The organism is Geodermatophilus sp. SYSU D01186 (assembly GCF_054050215.1).
The window spans coordinates 22033-36629 of the sequence record NZ_JBJGYW010000022.1 but is presented as its reverse complement, the minus strand read 5'-3'; the positions used below and the strand labels follow the sequence as shown (position 1 = coordinate 36629).

14 protein-coding genes are annotated in these 14597 nt (G+C 75.6%); 10 read left to right on the top strand and 4 right to left on the bottom strand.

Annotation, left to right across the window (positions count from 1 at the left end):
* On the bottom strand, positions 1-933 hold the full coding sequence (gene ppk2, locus ACI784_RS16550) for a polyphosphate kinase 2 (protein ID WP_456924389.1): 933 nt from the start codon (positions 931-933) through the stop codon (positions 1-3).
* 57 nt (positions 934-990) lie between these two features.
* On the opposite strand from ppk2, the gene ACI784_RS16545 reads away from it, so the two are divergent.
* Positions 991-3984 (top strand): sacsin N-terminal ATP-binding-like domain-containing protein, encoded by a 2994-nt coding sequence (locus ACI784_RS16545; RefSeq protein WP_457014180.1) that lies wholly within the window; start codon positions 991-993, stop codon positions 3982-3984.
* Between the two features lie 71 nt (positions 3985-4055).
* Here ACI784_RS16545 and ACI784_RS16540 read toward each other — a convergent pair whose 3' ends face one another.
* Together ACI784_RS16540 and ACI784_RS16535 are read right to left on the bottom strand one after the other, a co-directional pair.
* Complete coding sequence (locus ACI784_RS16540) at positions 4056-4427, bottom strand: hypothetical protein (RefSeq protein ID WP_456924391.1); 372 nt, start codon at positions 4425-4427, stop codon at positions 4056-4058.
* A gap of 215 nt (positions 4428-4642) precedes the next feature.
* Positions 4643-4933 carry a hypothetical protein gene (locus ACI784_RS16535; RefSeq protein ID WP_457014179.1) on the bottom strand — a complete coding sequence of 97 codons (291 nt, stop codon included), beginning with the start codon at positions 4931-4933 and terminating at the stop codon, positions 4643-4645.
* Positions 4934-5132: 199 nt separating this feature from the next.
* On the opposite strand from ACI784_RS16535, the gene ACI784_RS16530 reads away from it, so the two are divergent.
* The 8 genes from ACI784_RS16530 to fabG all read left to right on the top strand — a co-directional run bounded on the left by ACI784_RS16530 (position 5133) and on the right by fabG (position 12881).
* Positions 5133-5501: an STAS domain-containing protein gene (locus ACI784_RS16530; RefSeq protein ID WP_456924393.1), complete on the top strand. Its 369-nt coding sequence runs from the start codon at positions 5133-5135 to the stop codon at positions 5499-5501.
* 169 nt (positions 5502-5670) lie between these two features.
* Positions 5671-6459, top strand: a complete 789-nt coding sequence (locus ACI784_RS16525; protein ID WP_456924394.1) for an ABC transporter ATP-binding protein — start codon at positions 5671-5673, stop codon at positions 6457-6459.
* Complete coding sequence (locus tag ACI784_RS16520) at positions 6447-7322, top strand: ABC transporter ATP-binding protein (protein WP_457014178.1); 876 nt, start codon at positions 6447-6449, stop codon at positions 7320-7322. Before ACI784_RS16525 ends, ACI784_RS16520 begins: the two co-directional genes overlap by 13 nt.
* Positions 7319-8209: a branched-chain amino acid ABC transporter permease gene (locus ACI784_RS16515; RefSeq protein ID WP_457014177.1), complete on the top strand. Its 891-nt coding sequence runs from the start codon at positions 7319-7321 to the stop codon at positions 8207-8209. Before ACI784_RS16520 ends, ACI784_RS16515 begins: the two co-directional genes overlap by 4 nt.
* A complete protein-coding gene (locus tag ACI784_RS16510) occupies positions 8202-9437 on the top strand; it encodes a branched-chain amino acid ABC transporter permease (RefSeq protein WP_457014176.1) in 1236 nt (411 codons plus the stop codon). Before ACI784_RS16515 ends, ACI784_RS16510 begins: the two co-directional genes overlap by 8 nt.
* On the top strand, positions 9434-10678 hold the full coding sequence (locus ACI784_RS16505; RefSeq protein ID WP_456924398.1) for an ABC transporter substrate-binding protein: 1245 nt from the start codon (positions 9434-9436) through the stop codon (positions 10676-10678). The genes ACI784_RS16510 and ACI784_RS16505 overlap by 4 nt, the downstream gene beginning before the upstream one ends.
* Positions 10679-10830: 152 nt before the next feature.
* Positions 10831-12042, top strand: a complete 1212-nt coding sequence (locus tag ACI784_RS16500) for an acetyl-CoA C-acetyltransferase (RefSeq protein ID WP_457014175.1) — start codon at positions 10831-10833, stop codon at positions 12040-12042.
* A gap of 77 nt (positions 12043-12119) precedes the next feature.
* Positions 12120-12881: a 3-oxoacyl-ACP reductase FabG gene (gene fabG / locus ACI784_RS16495; protein ID WP_456924400.1), complete on the top strand. Its 762-nt coding sequence runs from the start codon at positions 12120-12122 to the stop codon at positions 12879-12881.
* Between the two features lie 53 nt (positions 12882-12934).
* Here the strand turns inward: fabG and ACI784_RS16490 are convergent, their stop codons facing one another.
* A complete protein-coding gene (locus tag ACI784_RS16490; RefSeq protein ID WP_456924401.1) occupies positions 12935-13783 on the bottom strand; it encodes a DUF1206 domain-containing protein in 849 nt (282 codons plus the stop codon).
* Positions 13784-13917: 134 nt separating this feature from the next.
* On the opposite strand from ACI784_RS16490, the gene ACI784_RS16485 reads away from it, so the two are divergent.
* Positions 13918-14544 (top strand): hypothetical protein, encoded by a 627-nt coding sequence (locus tag ACI784_RS16485; RefSeq protein ID WP_457014174.1) that lies wholly within the window; start codon positions 13918-13920, stop codon positions 14542-14544.
* Positions 14545-14597: the final 53 nt, after the last annotated feature.

Below are 14597 nucleotides of genomic sequence, written 5' to 3'. Positions count from 1 at the left end.
TCAGGGCGCGGGCGCGAGGTCCTCGCGCTCCAGGGCCTCGCGGTCGGACTCCAGGACGTCGGCCGCGGCCACGACGATGTTCGGGTCCGGCCGGCCCACCACGGACTCGTCCTTCCCCTCGTAGGGCAGGGCGTACAGCACGTACCGCAGCGCCTCGAGCCGGGCCCTCTTCTTGTCGTTGCTCTTGATGACCGTCCACGGTGCGTGGTCGGTGTCGGTGACGGCGAACATCGCCTCCTTGGCCGACGTGTAGTCGTCCCACCGGTCGAGGGAGGCCAGGTCGGTGGGGGAGAGCTTCCACTGCCGCACCGGGTCGATGCGCCGCACGATGAACCGGGTGCGCTGCTCGCGCCGGGACACCGAGAACCAGAACTTGACCAGGTGGATGCCGCTGTCGACCAGCATCCGCTCGAACTCCGGGGCCTGGCGCATGAACCGCTGGTACTGCTCGTCGGTGCAGTAGCCCATGACCCGCTCGACTCCGGCGCGGTTGTACCAGGAGCGGTCGAACAGCACGATCTCGCCGGCGGCCGGGAGGTGCTGCACGTAGCGCTGGAAGTACCACTGCGTCTGCTCGCGCTCCGAGGGCTTGTCGAGCGCGACCACCGTGGCGCCGCGGGGGTTGAGGTGCTCGGTGAACCGCTTGATCGTGCCGCCCTTGCCGGCCGCGTCGCGGCCCTCGAACAGGACGACCACCTGCTGGCCGGTGTCCTTCACCCAGCCCTGCAGCCGCAGCAGCTGGATCTGCAGCCGGCGCTTCTCCTGCTCGTACTCCCGCCGCGGCAGCCGCTCGGCGTAGGGGTAGCCCTCGCGCCAGGTCTCGACGAGCTTGCCGTCGGGGCCGAACAGCAGGCCGTCGTCGTCCCAGTCCTCGTCGGTGTCGTCGTCGGGGAGGGCCTGCAGCCGGTACCGGGAGACGTCGATCTCGCTCACGGTCGCTCCGTACCCGGTTCCGGGCCGGTCCCATGCCCCGCTGCCATGCTGACCGGCGTGTCCGACCCCTTCGCCACCGCCGGGCTCCGGCGGCGGGTGCTCGCCGCCTGGACCGACGCCCCGGCCCGCTTCCGCGAGGACGCCAACGCCGAGGAGGACCTCGTCCGGGGCGGCTACCGCGACCGGCTGGTCGTCGAGCTCGCCCAGAACGCCGCCGACGCCGCGCTGCGGGCCGGCGTCCCCGGCCGGCTGCGGCTGGAGCTCGCCGACGACGGCGCGGGCGGGGAGGTGCTGCGGGCGGCGAACACCGGGGCGCCGCTGGACGCCGCCGGGGTGGCCGGGCTGGCGTCTCTGCGGGCCTCGGCCAAGCGGGACGAGCCGGTGACCGTCGGTCACTTCGGGGTGGGCTTCGCCGCCGTGCTGGCCGTGTCCGACGAGCCGCGGGTGCACTCGACGTCCGGCGGGGTCGCGTTCAGCGCCGCCCGCACCCGGGCCGAGGTGGCCGGGCTCCCCGCGCTGGCCGAGGAGGTGGCCCGCCGCGAGGGCGGGGTGCCGGTGCTGCGGCTGCCCTGGCCGGCGGACGGCGCCCCGCCGGAGGGCTTCGCCACCGAGGTGGTGCTGCCGCTGCGGGCCGGGTCGCGGGCCGCCGTCCGCACCGCCCTGGACGAGCTCGGCCCGGACCTGCTCCTCGCCCTGCCCGGCCTGGCGGCCGTCGACGTCGTCGTCGACGGCGCGACCCGCGCCCTCGCCCTGACCGACCGCGGCACCGAGGTCGACCTCGCCGACGGCGGTGCGACGACGACCTGGCGGCTGGTGCGGTGGTCGGGCGAGCTCCCGGCGGAGCTGCTCGCCGACCGGCCGGTGGAGGAGCGCGGCCGCCGCGGCTACACGGTCACCTGGGCGGTGCCGGTGGACGGCGACGGCCGGCCGGTGCCGCTGCCCCTGCCGCAGCGGGTGCACGGGCCCACGCCCAGCGACGAGCCGCTCACCCTCCCCGCCCGGCTGATCGCCCCCTTCCCGCTGGGCCCCGACCGGCGGCACGTGCTCCCCGGGCCGGTCACCGACGCCCTCGTCGACGCCGCCGCCGACGCCTACGCCGAGCTGCTCGCCGGCCTGCCGCCGGACGCCGCGGTGCTCGCGCTGGTGCCCCGCGTCGGGCTGGCCGGCGCCGAGCTGGACGCCGCCCTGGGCACCGCGGTCCTCGACCGGCTGCGGTCGGTCGCGTGGCTGCCGGTGGCCGGGCGGGAGCGCGACCGGCAGCCGCCCGACCGCGCCGCGGTGCTGACCGAGGCGACCGACGCCCGGGTGGCCGCGCTCGCCGACGTCGTCCCGGGGCTGCTGCCGGCCGCCTGGTCGCGCCGCACCGACGCCCCGGCGCTGGCGGCCCTGGGCGTGCGGCGGGTCGGGACGGCGGAGGCGGTGGAGGCGGCCCGCGGCGTCGGGCGGCCGGCCGCGTGGTGGGCGCAGCTGTACGTCGCGCTGGACGGCGCCGAGCGCGAGGAGCTGGCCGCCCTGCCGGTGCCGCTCGCCGACGGCCGCACCGCGCACGGTCCGGCGGGGGTGCTCCTGCCCGATGCCGGGCTGCCGGTGGCGCAGCTGGGCCCGCTCGGCCTGCGGGTCGCCGACCCGGACGCGGTGGCCCCGGCGACCGCCCGGCGGCTGCTGGAACGGCTGGGCGCCCGGCCCGCGACGGCCGCGGGCGTGCTCGCCGACCCGGAGGTGCGCGCCGCGGTCGAGGCGTCGGTGGACGCGGTGGAGGAGGGGTGGGACACCGACGCCGACCCGGCCGCGTTCGCCACCGCGGTGCTGGCGCTGGTCGCGGCGGCCGGCACCGCGCCGGGGGAGCTGCCGTGGCTGGCCGAGCTCGCCCTGCCCGACGCCGACGGCGGGTGGGCGCCGGCGGGGGAGCTGGTGCTGCCCGGCTCGCCGTTCGCCGCCGTCCTGGAGCCCGGTGCCCTGGGTGCGCTCGCCCCCTCCGGAAGCGCCGACCCCGCCGTCCTGCGGGCGGTCGGCGTGCTGGACGGCTTCGCGCTCGTCTCCGCCGAGGACCCCGACGACCTCGACGTCGACGGCGCCCGGGACTGGGCCGACGCCGCTCTGGACCGGCTCCCGGCCGAGGCGCCGCTGCCGTCGTGGCCGCCGGTGACCGCCGTCCGCGACCTGGAGCTGGTCGCCGACTGGCCCCGGGCGCTGCGGCTGCTGGCCGCGCTGCCGGCCGCGGCCTGGGCCGACGTCGTGCTCGACGGGGTCGCGGTGCCCGGGTACCTGCGCTGGTGGCTGTCCACCCACCCCGTGCTCGACGGGCGGCGTCCGGACCGGGTGCGGCACCCGGGCAGCACGGAGTTGCAGGGACTGTACGAACCCGCACAGGCCGACGCGGCCGTGCTGGACCTGCTGCGACCGCCGGCGACCGTGGCCGACGTGCTCGCCGACGTCGACGGCGCTCTCGACCTCCTCGACCGGCTCGGCGACCCGCGGCGGACGGTGCCCGCCGCGGTGCTGCGCACCGTCCACGCCCGCCTGGCGCAGGCGCTGGACGGCGTGGACGTCGACCCGCCGGACCAGGTGCGCGTGGCGCCGGACCGGGTCGTGCCGGCCGGCGACGCCGTCGTGCTGGACGCGCCCTGGCTGCAGCCGCTGGTCGACGGGGCGCTGGTCCCGGCCGGCGGCGCGCCGGGGGCCGTGGCCGACCTGCTGGACCTCCCGCTGGCCGGTGAGGTGGTGCGCGCGGCGGTGGAGAGCACCCCGGTGCGCCGGCTGGCCTGGGCGGACGTGCCGGGGGCCGCGCTGGCCGCGGCCCGACTCGGCCTCGGCGGGCCGGGCGGTCTGGACGGCGTGGTCGCCGTCCACGAGCCGTTGCGGGTCGGCGGCCGGGCGGTGCCGTGGTGGCCGGGGGCGGAGGTCGACCACGTGGACGGGACGCCGGCCGCGCTGGGCCGGGCGCTGGCGTGGCGGGCCGGCGCGTGGCCGCTGCGGCAGGCGCTGGCCGAGGCGTTCGCGGAGCCCGACCGCGCCGGGGAACTGGCCGCGGAGGACGGCGTCGCACCCTGACCGCAGCGACCCTAGCGGCCCGCTTGCAGGGTCCCACCGCGAGCCTGCGAGCGGTGGGGGCAAGGGGTCCTTCAGGAGCCCCAGCGCGGGACGGCCATCGCCCCGGGTGCGTGACCGTGCGCGGACGACGGCCGGCCCCCACCGCGCACGGCCGGCGCGCCGGCGGCCGGCGCGTGCCGGGTGCCGGCCCAGCAGCGGTACAGGGACAGCCACTGCCCGGCGGTGAGGCCGGCGGCCCGGGCGGTCGGGGGCAGCCCCTCCTGGTGCAGCCAGCGGATGCCGGCCGGGCCGGGCAGCTGGGCGCGGAGGGTGGCCCCGAGTGCGGCGCCCGGCAGGGCGAGGACGGCGGAGGCGAGGCGGTCGAACGCGGCGGCCTCGGTCTCCGGGAGCTGGGCGCGGGCGGTGGCCGCCGCGCCGTCGAGGGGTCGGTGCGGGCGTGACAAGGCAGACCTCCGGAGGAGGGCGGGGCCGCCACCGGGCAGGCGGCAGCCGGCTGCAGGGGGAGGGTGCCCGCGGACGGCGGGCGGACGGCGGGGAGCCGGTGGCTCGACCCGCGGTGCGTGTCGCTCGGGGCGAGGTCAGGACCGCATGCGGAGGACGGTAGGACGGGGACGCAGGGGCCGTCGAGCGGATTACGGAGCCGTCGACGCGAGCCGGCTCAGCGGGAGGAGCGGCCGGCCTTCCGCTGCTGGTGGGCCTCCCACCGGGCGCGGTCGCGGGCGCGCGCGTCGGCGTTCTTCTCCCGCTGGGCCGCGCGGCGGCGGGCGCGCGCCAGTTCGCGCTCCTCGAAGGTGGGGTGGCTGTCCCAGTCCGCGGACAGCAGCGCGACCACCCAGCCGCACAGGCCGAGGATGGCGATGAAGGCGGCGAGCACCGGATCCAGGAGGAGGAAGGCCGCCACCGTGACGACCGCCCAGACCCCGCCCCAGACCATCAACCGCCTCGACACGACGTCCAGTATCCCCGGCACCGGCACCGCCGGTGATCGCCCGCCTGCGGCACGGTCTTGCTTCTGGGCGTCGTGGTCCCTACGGTCAGTGGAGCGGTTCAACAGTCAGCCGTGGCCCAGTGCCGGACTCCGCGCCGCACCCCGGCTGATCCTCCCGGGGTTCTCCGTACGGGTTCGCTCTCCCGCGAGAGGCGTAACCGTGACCGCTACCTCCCTCCCTCCGACCGGCGACCTCGTCACCATCGACGTCGCCCGGTCCGCGACCTCCGTCCGCCTCGCCGTCAGCGGTGAGGTCGACTCCTCCACCGCGCCCGCGCTCCGGGACGCCGTCGACGACGCCTTCGCCGCCGGCGCCGGCGAGATCGTCGTCGACCTCGACGCGGTGACCTTCCTCGACTCCGCCGGCCTGTGCGTGCTGGCCGGTGCCCACCGACGGGGCGAGGAGGACGGCGTCCGGCTGCGGGTGCTCGCCTCCGGCCGGGCGGTCATCCGCCCCCTGCAGATCACCGGTCTGTGGGAGCTGCTGGCCGTCGAGCAGGTCCAGCCGGGGGCCGGCAGCGCCGCCTGAGCGGCCCCTCTCCCGTGCTCTCGTCCTCCGGTCGGGGGACACAGGTCACCTGACGGCCACGCCGGGCGTGATGTGTGCGCTTTCCGCCCGCGGTCCCCCTACAGTGACCGGCCATGTGCTCCAGATCACACTGCGGCATGCCGACGACCGTCGGGGAGCCCGCGCTCCGATGCTGACCATCGACTCCCTCCGGGTCACGTACGGCGGCGCCGTCCAGGCGGTCCGCGGGATCTCCATGGAGGTGCCCGACGGGGCCGTCGTCGCGGTCCTGGGCAGCAACGGCGCCGGCAAGAGCACGCTGCTGCGCACCATCTCGGGCACCCTGCGGCTGCACCGCGGCCGGGTCGACGAGGGCACGGTGCGCTTCGACGACGCCGACGTCACCCACCGGGACGCCGCGCAGATCGTGCGCCGCGGGATCGTCCAGGTCCCGGAGGGACGGCGGATCTTCGGCCGGCTCACCGTCGAGGAGAACCTCCGCGCCGGGGGGATGGGCAACCGGGACCGCGCCGCCAAGGCCGCGGCGCACGCCCGGGTGCACGACCTGTTCCCGGTGCTGCGCGAGCGCAGCTCCCAGCGGGCCGGCCTGCTCTCCGGCGGGGAGCAGCAGATGCTCGCCATCGGCCGGGCGCTCATGGCCAGCCCGAAGCTGCTGCTGCTCGACGAGCCCTCGCTGGGTCTGGCGCCCCGGATCATCGGCCAGATCGGCGAGGTCGTCGCCGAGATCAACCGGCAGGGGACGGCGGTGCTGCTGGTCGAGCAGAACGCCACGATGGCCCTCGGTGTGGCCGATCGGGCCTACGTGCTCGACGTCGGCCGGGTCTCCCTCTCCGGGGCCGCGGCGGACCTCGCCCGGACCGACGAGGTGCAGCGGCTCTACCTGGGCCACGGCAGCGCCGAGACGGGACCGCGGCCCGAGCGGGCCCCCCGCCGCACCCTCTCCCGGTGGACCGCGTGACCGCGGCGGGCACCGACGAGACACAGACGCGGTCCGACGTCCCGCCGGTGGAGGTCTCCCACGTCAGCGTCCGCTTCGGCGCGATCCGGGCGCTCAACGACGTGTCCTTCACCGTCGCCCCGGGGGCGATCCACGCGATCATCGGCCCGAACGGGGCCGGCAAGTCGACGCTGTTCAACGTGCTGTCGGGGGTCTACAAGGCCGCCGAGGGCGAGGTCCGGTTCGGGGACGCGCGGTTGGACCTGATGCGGCCGTTCCAGATCGCCGGCGTCGGCGTGGCCCGGGCCTTCCAGAACATCGCCCTCTCCGGCGCCCAGACCGTCGCCGAGAACCTCATGCTGGGCCGCCACCACCTCACCAAGGCCGGGTTCCTCTCCTCGGGGCTGCGGCTGCCGCGGGCCACGCGCGAGGGCCGGCGGCACGGGGAGCGGATCCGCGAGATCGCCGAGTTCCTCGACCTCGGCAGCAAGCTGCACACCCCGGTGGGCGTGCTGTCCTACGGCGACCAGAAGCGGGTGGAGGTCGCCCGGGCGCTGTGCATCGAGCCGCGCCTGCTCCTGCTCGACGAGCCGGTCGCCGGCATGAACGCGGAGGAGACCGCCCGGATGGGCGAGGCCATCCGGGAGATCCGCTCGGCGCTGGGCATCTCGGTGGTCCTCGTCGAGCATGACATGGGGATGGTCATGTCGCTGGCCGACCGGGTCACGGTGCTCGACTTCGGGCGCCGCATCGCCGACGGCACCCCCGCCGAGGTGCAGTCCGACCCGGAGGTCATCCGCGCGTACCTGGGCTCCGGCGACGAGGACAGCCCCTCCGACGCGGTCGCCCGCCAGTCCACCGAGGCCCCGGGGAGCCAGCCGTGAACCAGTTCCTGTCCCTGTTGCTCAACGGCATCTCGCTGGGCGCCATCTACGCGTTGATCGCGCTCGGCTTCGTGATCATCTTCAAGGCCAGCGAGGTCGTCAGCTTCACGCAGGGGTCGCTGCTGCTGCTGGGCGCCTACACGATGGCGCGGCTGTCCGGTCCGCTCGGCTTCTCGCTCGCCGTCCTGACCGGGATCGTGGTGACCGCGCTGGCCGCGCTGATCATCGAGCGGCTGGTCATCAACCAGCTCCGGGGCGCGCCGGTCATCAGCCTGGCGATCGTCACCATCGGCGTCGAGATCATCCTGCTGACCGAGCTCATCCGGCGGATCGGCCCCGACATCCTCAACGTGCCGCACCCGTGGGGCGGGGAGTCGGTCCGGATCCTCGGGATCGGCATCAGCCAGAACCGGCTCATCGCGATGGTCGTCGCCGGGCTGCTGATCGTCGTGTTCTTCGTGGCGAACAAGTACTCCAGCTGGGGCGTGGCGATGCGCGCCTCGGCCGAGGACGGCGAGGCGGCGGCCCTCATGGGCATCCGGCAGGGGCGGGTGTCCGCGCTGGCCTGGGTCGTCGCCGGCGTCCTCGCCGCGGTCGCCGCGCTGTTCCTGGTCGGCGCCCCGACCCCCGGCGTCAGCGCGGCCGCCTACACCGTGGCCCTGCGGGCCTTCCCGGCGGCGATCCTCGGGGGACTGGACTCGACCGGTGGCGCGCTGGTGGGCGGGCTGCTGATCGGGCTCGCCGAGTCCTTCGCCGCGGGCTACCAGGACCAGCTGCTCTTCCTGGGCCGCGGGTTCGGTGAGGTCGTGCCCTACGTCGTGATGATCGCCGTCCTGCTGGTCCGGCCGTCGGGGCTCTTCGGCACGAAGGAGCTGACCCGTGTCTGAGCAGACGATCCCGGCCGTGCGGGGCAGGGCGGGCCGCGACGCCGCCGGCCCGCCCGCCGCCCGGCGACGCTCGCTGCTGCGGCCGCTCCTGCTGGCCGCCGGCCTGGTGGTCCTGCTGGTCCTCCCGCTGTACGTGGAGGAGTTCTGGCTGCGCACCGGCTTCGCGGTGTTCGGGGCGGCGGTCGGGGCGATCGGGCTCAACCTGCTCGTCGGCACCACCGGGCAGCTGTCGCTCGCGCACGCCTTCTTCCTCGCGATCGGGGCGGTCAGCTACGTCTACGTCTCCGGGGAGTCCGGCGGCCTGGGCACCCGGGCCGGGCTGCAGGGGCTCGGGCTGCCGCCGATCATCGGCATGGTCGTCGGCGTGCTCCTGGCCGGTCTCGCCGGGCTGCTGTTCAGCCCGATCGCGGCCCGGCTCCGGGGCATCTACCTCGGCGTCGCCTCGCTGGGGCTGGTCTTCATCGGCACCCACCTGCTCAACACCTGGACGCCGGTGACCGGGGGGTTCAACGGCCGCTCGGCGCCGGAGTTCTCGCTGTTCGGGTTCACCTTCGGCAACTCCGACCCGCTGCTGTTCGTCCTCGGCGTCCCGTTCCGCGAGGCCGAGCGGCTCTGGTACCTCGGCCTGGTCCTGGCGCTGGCCGCGTACGTGTTCGCCCGCAACCTGCTGCGCAGCCGGCCGGGCCGCGCGCTGCAGACGCTGCGGGACAGCGAGGTCGCCGCCTCGGTGATGGGCGTCAACGTCCAGGCGTACAAGGCCCGGGTCTTCCTGGTGAGCTCCATGTACGGCGGGCTGGCCGGCGTCATGTACGCGCTGTCGATCGGCAGCATCGCGCCCGAGTCGTTCACGCTGGTCGTCTCGATCCAGTACCTCGCCATGATCGTCCTGGGCGGGCTGGGCTCGGTGGGCGGCGCGGTGCTGGGCGCCCTGTTCGTCACCGCGCTGCCGCTGGCGTTCCAGCAGTACGCCGACGTCCTGCCCCTGGTGAGCGGCGCCGGCGAGGGCGGGCTGTCGGCCAGCCTCGCGGCCCGCTACCTCTACGGCGCCGCGATCATCCTCGTCGTCATCTTCGAGCCGGCCGGCCTCGCCGGGATCGCCCATCGCTTCCGCCGCCGGGGCCGCGATCCCGGCGGCGGAGAACGTCGGGGCCCGTCACCGGGCCCGGACGGCAGTCCCACCAGCCCCGCCCCATCCGATCCACCGGCACGAGGGAGCAGCACCACATGAGAGCAGGGAAGAACGTTCGCGGGGCGGCGGTCCTGGCCGCCGCCGTGGTCGTGACCGCCGCCGGCTGCAGCACGAAGGCACCGGACAGCGGGAGCGGTGGCGGCGGCGGCGAGGCGGGGGACGTCGCGACCGACATCGGGATCGAGGGCACCACGATCCGGCTCGGCGTCCTCACTGACCTGACCGGCGTCTTCGCGGCGCTCGGCACCGACATCACCAACGCCAACACGCTGTACTGGCAGGACCACCAGGTCTGCGACACCTACGACGTCGAGCTGGACGTCCAGGACACCGGCTACGTCCCCCAGAACGGCGTCCAGCTCTACAGCGGGATGAAGGACGGCATCCTGGCGATGCAGCAGACGATCGGCTCGCCGATCAACACCGCGCTGGCCCCGGAGTACGAGGCCGACCAGATCGTGAACTTCCCGTCCGCGTGGGGCCGGACGCTCACCGAGATCCCCGGCACCGGCGTCATGGGCGCCACCTACGACGTGGAGATCGCCAACGGGTACGACTACCTCTTCGAGCAGGGCCTGCTCCAGGACGGCGCCACCGTCGGGCACATCTACTTCGAGGGCGAGTACGGGGAGAACGGCCTGGCCGGCAGCGAGGCGGTGGCCGAGGCGCGCAACCTGACGATCATCCCGGCGCAGATCAAGGCCACCGACCAGGACATGACCGCCCAGATCACCCAGTTCGCGGCGGCAGGGGTCGACGCCATCGCGCTGACCGTCGCACCGGCGCAGACCGCGTCCGCGGCGGCGGTGGCCGCGGCGCAGGGCCTCAACGTGCCGATCCTCGGCAGCAACCCGGTCTTCGCCCCCGGTCTGCTGCAGGGGCCGGCCGCGCAGGCGCTCAAGGACAACCTCTACGTCGCCTCGCCGATCTCCGCGTGGGACCAGCACCCCGCCGAGCTCGAGCAGTACCAGGCCGCCTACCCGGAGGCGACCAACCCCAGCCTCGGGGCGCTGCTCGGCCTGGGCATGGCCACGGCGATGAACGAGGTGCTCGACGCGGCCTGCGAGAGCGGCGACCTGACCCGCGAGGGCGTGCTCACCGCGTTCAACGAGCTGGAGGAGGTCGACACGGGCGGCCTCATCGTGCCGATCACGGGCTTCGAGCTGGGGGTGTCGCCCAGCACCCAGAGCTACATCCTCCGGCCGGCCGACGTCCCCGGCGGCGCCACCGTCGTCCAGGAGGCGTTCGAGGGGGAGTTCGCGGCCCAGTTGGCCGGCTGACCGTGCCCTGACCCCGCACGCGCACGCGGCGGCCGGTCCCTCGCAGCGGCGAGGGGCCGGCCGCCGTCGGCATGTGCGGAGGCCGCCGCCCCGGCGGACGGCCGAGGAGAGGACACTGAGGGCCGCTGACGTGGACTGACGAGGAGGACCCCGTGCGTGATGCGGTCATCTGCGAGCCCCTGCGGACCCCGGTGGGCGGCTTCGGCGGCTCACTCCGCGACGTACCCGTGCAGGAGCTGGCCGCGACGGTCATCCGTGCCGTCATGGAGCGCACCGGGCTGCCGCCGGAGTCGGTGGACGACGTCCTGCTCGGCCACTGCTACCCGACGATGGAGGCCCCGGCGCTGGGCCGCGTCGCCGCCCTGGACGCCGGCCTGCCGGTGACCGCCTCGGGTCTGCAGATCGACCGGCGCTGCGGCTCGGGCCTGCAGGCGGTCGTGTACGCGGCGATGCAGGTGCAGTCCGGCGCCGCCGACGTCGTCCTCGCCGGGGGCGCGGAGTCGATGAGCAACGCGCCGTTCTACTCGACCGCGATGCGCTGGGGGGTCAAGGCCGGTCCCGGCGTGCTGCTCAACGACGGGCTGGCCCGCGGCCGGGTCACCGCCGGCGGCCAGAACCACCCGGTGCCCGGGGGCATGCTGGAGACCGCGGAGAACCTGCGGCGCGAGTACTCGATCGGCCGCCAGGAGCAGGACGAGTACGCCGTCCGCAGCCACCAGCGGGCCGCGGCCGCCACCGAGGCCGGCCGGTTCGCCGACGAGATCGTGCCGGTGACGGTGAAGTCGCGGAAGGGCGAGACCGTCGTCGACCGCGACGAGCACATCCGCCCCGACTCCAGCGTCGAGACCCTCGCCAAGCTGCGCCCGATCCTCGGCAAGGACGACCCCGACGCCACCGTCACCGCCGGCAACGCCAGCGGGCAGAACGACGGCGCGGCCATCTGCGTGGTGACCTCACCGGAGAAGGCCGCCGAGCTCGGCCTGCGCCCGCTGGCGAGGCTGGTCTCGTGGGGCGTCGGCGGCGTGCCACCGAAGACGATGGGCATCGGCCCGGTGCCGGCCACGGCCAAGGCGCTGGCGCTGGCCGACGTCAAGCTCGCCGACGTCGACCTGATCGAGCTCAACGAGGCGTTCGCCAGCCAGGTGCTCGCCGTCGCGCGCGAGTGGGGCTTCACCGACGCCGACTGGGAGCGCACCAACGTCAACGGCTCCGGCATCTCCCTCGGGCACCCGGTCGGCGCGACCGGTGGCCGCATCCTCGCCACCCTGCTGCGCGAGATGGACCGCCGCGACGCCCGGTACGGCCTGGAGACGATGTGCATCGGCGGCGGGCAGGGCCTGGCCGCGCTGTTCGAGCGGGTGTAGCCGCCGATCCCTCGCGCGTGGGTCGGGGCTCCGGGCAGGATGCGCCAGGAGCCCCGACCACCCGAGGAGACCCCGGCATGAGCGAGTCCACCTCCCGCGTCGCCGTCGTCACCGGTGCCGCCCGCGGCATCGGCGCCGCCACCGCCCAGCGGCTGGCCGCCGACGGGTTCGCCGTGGCGGTGCTCGACCTGCGGGAGGACGACGCGGCCGGGACCGTGGCCGCGATCGAGGCCGCGGGCGGGCGGGCGCTGGCTGTGGGGGCCGACGTGGGCGACGCGGCCCAGGTGGAGGCCGCCGTCGAGCGGATCGCCGCCGAGCTCGGCCCGCCGGTCGTGCTGGTGAACAACGCCGGTGTCACCCGGGACAACCTGCTGTTCAAGATGACCGACGCCGACTGGGACGTCGTCATGCACGTGCACCTGCGCGGCTCGTTCCTGATGACCCGGGCGGTGCAGAAGCACATGGTGGACGCCGGGTGGGGCCGGATCGTCAACCTCTCCAGCACCTCGGCGCTGGGCAACCGCGGCCAGGTCAACTACGCGACGGCCAAGGCCGGGCTGCAGGGGTTCACCAAGACCCTCGCGATCGAGCTCGGCCGGTTCGGCGTCACCGCCAACGCGATCGCGCCGGGGTTCATCGTCACCGAGATGACGCGGGCGACCGCCGCGCGGATCGGTGAGGAGTGGGAGCCCTACGTCGCCAAGCGCGCCGCGGCGATCCCGGTCAACCGCGCCGGCCAGCCCGAGGACATCGCGCACACCGTGTCGTTCCTCGTCAGCGAGGGCGCCGGCTTCGTCTCCGGACAGGTCATCTACGTCGCCGGCGGCCCGCGGACCTGAGCCGGCCGCCCCCGGACCCCGAGCCGGCGGCTACCGGGGTCCGAGCCGGCGGCTCAGGTGCGCTCGGGGTAGCGCGCCCGGACGAAGCAGAACGCGCCGAACGCGGCGATGCCGATCGCGACCAGCGTGAGCAGCCACTGCCCGAAGGGCGCCTCGAGGATGGTCCGCAGCGCGCCGTCCAGGCCCGAGGCCTTGGACGGGTCGAAGGTGACCGCGGCGTAGACCAGCAGCGCGCCGACCAGCGCGAGCGCGACCCCCTTGGCGGGGAACCCGATCATGCCCAGCTTCTCGACCAGCGACCTCGCCTTCGGCGAGGCCTCGGCGAGGTCGATCTGCTTGAGGAAGCGCTTCGAGAGGCCCTTGTAGACGTGGTAGAAGCCGACGCCGACGACCACCAGCCCGACGATGCCGACCAGCCACCGGCCGCCGGGCCAGCCGAAGACACCGGCGGTCTGCTGCTGTTGCTGTCCGGAGCTGGACTGCCCGCCGCCGGTGGCGAAGCGCAGTGCCAGCACCGCCAGCGCGAGGTAGACGACGACCTTCGAGACCGACTTGACGATCTTCTTGACCGCCTTCTTGCGGGCGTCGCCCGAGGCGGACAGCCCGCCGCGCCAGCGCAGGACCTCCGCCGCCTGCCAGACGGCCAACGCGATCATGCCGAGCGCGATGACCCACAGCAGCGGCTTCCCGACCGGCGAGTCGGAGAGGGTGGCCATCGCGCCGGACTGCGAGGCCTCCTGCCCGCCGCCGCCCCAGGCCAGCTGCAGCGCCAGCCAGGCCAGCAGCACGTGCACGACCCCGTACGCGATCAGGCCCACCCGGGCCAGGTGCTCGAGGGCGTCGCTGCTGCCCGCCCTGTCGGCAGCGCCCGCGGCCGACCCCATCGTCCCGCGCCCGCTCATCGCCCGGCTCCTTCCGCCACGACCCCCGGAGGGGAGCGTGACACGGAACCCGCTGCGCCGCTGGCCGGAGCGGTGTGGGGGGCGTGGCCGGTCACACGGGGGCGGACCGGCGGGCGTGGGGGACACTGGCACCCGTGGTGGACGGCGGATCGGTGTTGACAGCGGAGCGGACGACCCCGGAGGCGGCGCGCCGGACCTGGCCGTGGTGGCTGGCCGGCGGGCTGGCGCTCGTGGTCCTCGCGGCGGTCGCGGTGTTCTGGGACGGCGGCGGGGCCCGTCTGCTGCTCGGCGCGATCGGGGTCCTGGCCGCCGTCCGGGGCCTGCTGCCGGCCCGCACCCCCGGGCGCGGCCGCGGTGCCGGTGCGGCGGTCGCCGTCGCCGGGCTGGCGGCCGTGGTCGTGGCCGCGCTGTCGACGGGCGTGGCCGGCTGGGTGCTGCTGGTCGGTGTGCCGGCCGCGCTGCTCACCGGGGCGCTGGTGCTGCTCGCCCGCGGCGGCGCCCTCCGCCGCAACGCGCAGGCCGCGCTGGTGTGGGCCGTGCTCGTCACCGCGCTGCTGGTCGTGACCGGCGTCGCCACCTCCTGGAGCCGCGCCGCCGACGGCGCCGCGGTGGTGGCCGCGCTCGGCGTCGGCCTGCTGGGGGTGTTCCTGCTGGTGGGCGCGCTGAACCTGCGGGCGATCGCCGCCCGGCCGCCGGCCCCCGCCCGGCCGGCGGGGTGTGCCGGGTGCGCCTGCGGCGCCGGGGGCTGCGGCTCCGCCTGACCGGCGGGCGAGCCGGTCGGGCTCGTTCCGGTTACCGCGCACCGGGGTGGGCA

Coding starts and splice junctions, on each gene's coding strand:
- ACI784_RS16525 (WP_456924394.1), top strand. CDS start 5,671: ATGCTGACCATCGACTCCCTCCGGGTCACGTACGGCGGCGCCGTCCAG.
- ACI784_RS16505 (WP_456924398.1), top strand. CDS start 9,434: ATGAGAGCAGGGAAGAACGTTCGCGGGGCGGCGGTCCTGGCCGCCGCC.
- fabG (WP_456924400.1), top strand. CDS start 12,120: ATGAGCGAGTCCACCTCCCGCGTCGCCGTCGTCACCGGTGCCGCCCGC.
- ACI784_RS16490 (WP_456924401.1), bottom strand. CDS start 13,783: ATGAGCGGGCGCGGGACGATGGGGTCGGCCGCGGGCGCTGCCGACAGG.